Source organism: Streptomyces flavofungini (genome assembly GCF_041028215.1).
Taxonomy (GTDB): domain Bacteria; phylum Actinomycetota; class Actinomycetes; order Streptomycetales; family Streptomycetaceae; genus Streptomyces; species Streptomyces flavofungini_B.
Genome location: NZ_JASKYR010000853.1, coordinates 1 through 3,678 on the forward strand (window position 1 = coordinate 1; position 3,678 = coordinate 3,678).

Consider the following 3,678-nt stretch of genomic DNA (forward strand, 5'->3'; position numbering starts at 1 on the left):
GTGCGGTGGCCGCCGGGGCCCGCCGCGGTGGCGGGGTGGGCGGAGGTGGTCCGGGTCTCGCTGTGGGGCTGCTGCACGACGGTGGTTCCTTTCGGGGGAAGGCGTCTGTCGGCCGCGGCCACTGTCGGGGCGGTCCGGTGCCGCGCGCATCGGCGAAATCACCGGTCTTCAACCACCGCCCGTCACTCGACCGGGTGAACGGCGCCCCGGCGCCCCGGCACGGTGCGAGAGGCGCCGCGCGGCCTGAACGGGCCGCCGGTCGGGCGGCGGGGGCGCCCGTTCCGTGCCGGGCCGCCCGGAAGGCGCGCACGGGCGGCCGCGGCGACGATGACCGGACAGCCCGGGGCGTCGACAGACCGGACGGTCCGGCAGAGCCTGCGAGGTGGTAGCTGTGCAGACAGAGGTGCAGAAAAGAGCGGTGATCTCGGAGTTCCTCGGAACGTTGCTCCTGGTCTTCTTCGCCGTGGGGTCGGCGGTGCTCGGCGTCGAGTACATCGGCACCCTCGGCATCGCGCTGGCCTTCGGCTTCACGCTGCTGGCCCTCGCCTACACGCTCGGACCCGTCTCGGGCTGCCACGTGAACCCCGCCGTGACCCTGGGCATGCTCTGCGCACGGCGCATCGACGTCCGTACCGCCGTCACCTACTGGGTGGCCCAGATCGTGGGCGGCATCGTCGGCGCGGCCCTGCTCTTCCTCCTGGCCAAGCAGGTGCCGGGGCTGAAGACGAGCGGTGCCTTCGGCAGCAACGGCTACGGCGACCGCTCCGCGGTCGGCATCAACATCGGCGGTGCCTTCCTGGCCGAGATGGTGCTGACGTTCCTGCTGGTCTTCGTGGTCCTCGGGGTCACGCACCGGGTGGCGGTCGTCGGCTTCGACGGGCTGCCGATCGGTATCGCGCTGGCCGTCATCCACCTGGTCGGCATCCCGCTGACGGGCACGTCCGTCAACCCCGCGCGCAGCCTGGGCCCGGCCCTCTTCGCCGGTGGCGCGGCCCTGTCGCAGCTCTGGCTGTTCATCCTGGCGCCGCTGGCGGGCGGTGTCCTCGCCGCGCTCGCGCACCACGTGACACACCCGTTGGGCGAGGAGCGCGTCGTCGCGGACGAGGCGTCAGCGGTGTGACGGCGGGCTTCGGGACGGCTCGGCTCGTGGGTGGTGCGGCATCCGGCGCGCACCACCCACGGCCTTGACGGCGCCGTCCCGGGGGCGACGGCGGCCGCCCCAGCCCCCCGGCGGAGCCGACTCCGCCGTGCCCGCAGGCCGCGGGGTCACGGCGGGTCTGCGGGCCCCGCGCCGGTGGCCGGCACGACAGGCTGACCCTTGCTTCCGCCGGAACGGGCCCCCCGGATGCACCCGGCGGGCGGAAAATCTCACCGGCTGCCCGGCGCGTCCTCCAGGAGCAGACGGAGGCGGTGCATACCACGCCGGGCGTGGCTCTTGACCGTGCCGAGGGGCCAGCCGGTCCGCTCGGCGATCTGCGGCTGGGTGAGGTCCTCGTAGAAGGCCAGGCAGAGCACCGTCCGCTGGGGCACCGGCAGCCGCGCGAGCTCCTGCGTGAGCAGCACCCGGTCCACGACGGCCTCGACGCCCTCGAGCCCGGCCTGGGGTGCGGTGTAGCGGGCTCCCGCGCCCTCGACGAGTGCGGCCCTGCGGGCCCGCGCCGCCAGGGTGTCCGCGATCTTCCGGCGCGTGATGCCGGTCAACCAGGCCATCGGCGTGCCCAGTTCGGGCCGGTACCCGGTCTGGCCGCGCCAGGCGGCGAGGAAGACCTGCTGCGTGACGTCCTCCGCCTCACGGCTGTCGCCGAGGGCGCGCCGGGCGAGGGCGTGCACGCGCGGCCCTCCCCTGCGGTACAGCGTGACCAGACACGACTCGTCGCCGCGGGCCAGCCCCGAGGCCAGTTCCGCCTCCGTGCCCGGCCCCTCGAAGGGCCGCGGTGACACCGCTGTACTCATCGACGCTTCGTCAGCTCCTCGGATCGGTCGGCAACCGCCCCACCAGTGATCGGAATCGGGCACGTCGGCCACGGTTCCGGCCGCGGCGGGGTCATCTTGGGAACAGCCGCGAGAGCGGGGCAACATGCGTCGGTTGTGCGTCGTATCGTGAGCAGATGAACGAGGCAGGGGGGCGCGAGGGCCAGGCCCGACGGCGTCCGAGCGGCAGCGATTCCGAGGACGCGGGAGTCACCACCGGCGCGCTGGCGAGGCGGCTCGGGGTGTCACCGACGACCCTGCGGACCTGGGACCGCAGATACGGCCTCGGCCCCGCCCGCCGGGAGCCCGGCCACCACCGCCGATGGTCCGAGCGGGACGTGGCGATGATCGAGGAGATGGGCCGGCTCACCGCCGCGGGGGTGCCGCCCGCCGAGGCCGCGCACTCGGCCCTGAAACTGGCCGAGGAGTCGTCGTCCGCGCGGGTGCCGAGGCCCCGCAGGACCCGCCGCACCCGCCCCGCCTCACCCGAGATGTTCATACGGCAGCGCAAGGGCCTCGCGCGCGCCGCCGTGCGCCTCGACGCGCCCGTGGTCCAGGAGCTGCTGAGCGGCGCGGTGGAGCGGCACGGCCTCGTCGACGCCTGGCAGGAAGTGATCATGCCGACGCTGCACGCGGTGGGCCGCAAGTGGGAGGAGGCGGGCGACCGGTATGTGGAGGTCGAGCATCTGCTGTCCTGGCAGGTCTCCCGCGCCCTGCACCGCTGCGCCTCGGTCCCGGTCGCCCCGTCCGCCGCGGCACCGCTCATCCTGGCCTGCGTCCCCGGCGAGCAGCACTCGCTGCCGCTGGAGGCGCTCAGCGCCGCCCTCGGTGAACGCGGCGTCCCTCAGCGCATGTTCGGCGCGGCCGTGCCCGTCGAGGCGCTCTCGGCCGCGGTCCGCAGGACAGGCCCGCCGGTCGTCTTCCTCTGGTCACAGGCCAGGTCGACCGCGAGCGTGCCGCTGGCCCGCCACCTCACCGACCTCCGCTGGGGCGTGCGGGGCGCCAGGGGCAGGCCCGTCGTCATGCTGGGCGGTCCCGGCTGGGCGGGCCCGGTGGTGCGCGGAACGACGCGGCCGACCAACCTGCGGGAGGCGCTGACGCAGATCGAGAAGGTATGCGACGGGCTGAACAACACGGCGGCCCACAACGGCGGTTGAGGCGCGGGCCGCCACGGCGGCAGATCCCGGGCCACCCCGGCGGGGTGGAAAGGCTGGGCCACCATGGCGGTGAAGGGGCTGGGCCGCCACGGCGGCAGATGCCGGGCCACCCCGGCGGTTGGGCCCCGGGCTGCCACGGCGGTTGAGCCCCGGGCTGTCACGGCGGTGCAAGGGCTGGACCACCACGGCGGCAGACCCCAGGCCGCCACGGCAGCAGATGCCGGGCCACCCCGGCGGTTGGGCCCCGGGCTGCCACGGCGGTTGAACCCCGGGGTGCCACGGCGGTGCAGGGGCTGGACCACCGCGGCGGCAGATCCCAGGCCGCCACGGCGGTGSAGRGSCYGGRCYGCCACGGCGGCAGAKCCCMGGSCCGCCACGGCGGTGCAGGGGSTGGACCRCCACGGCGGYGGAGMTCCCGGGCCGCCACGGCGGTGGAGATCCCGGGCCACCACAGTGGGGCAGAGGACGGGCCGGTCGGCGCTCTTGACACATGCGTACGGTTTCGCGACCTTTGAGCCCCGCCGCGCGACGCGCATTCGGTCACCGGCCG

The 3,678-nt window shown here is 75.1% G+C and carries 3 protein-coding genes; 2 read left to right on the forward strand and 1 reads right to left on the reverse strand.

Annotation, left to right across the window (positions count from 1 at the left end; translation table 11 throughout):
- Nucleotides 1-403 precede the first annotated feature (403 nt).
- Nucleotides 404-1,120 (forward strand): MIP family channel protein, encoded by a 717-nt coding sequence (locus AB8Z36_RS35525; protein ID WP_369217516.1) that lies wholly within the window; start codon nt 404-406, stop codon nt 1,118-1,120.
- Between the two features lie 248 nt (nt 1,121-1,368).
- Here the strand turns inward: AB8Z36_RS35525 and AB8Z36_RS35530 are convergent, their stop codons facing one another.
- Nucleotides 1,369-1,953, reverse strand: a complete 585-nt coding sequence (locus tag AB8Z36_RS35530; RefSeq protein WP_369217514.1) for an RNA polymerase sigma factor — start codon at nt 1,951-1,953, stop codon at nt 1,369-1,371.
- Between the two features lie 155 nt (nt 1,954-2,108).
- On the opposite strand from AB8Z36_RS35530, the gene AB8Z36_RS35535 reads away from it, so the two are divergent.
- Nucleotides 2,109-3,128 (forward strand): MerR family transcriptional regulator, encoded by a 1,020-nt coding sequence (locus AB8Z36_RS35535; RefSeq protein ID WP_369217515.1) that lies wholly within the window; start codon nt 2,109-2,111, stop codon nt 3,126-3,128.
- The last annotated feature ends 550 nt before the right edge of the window (nt 3,129-3,678 follow it).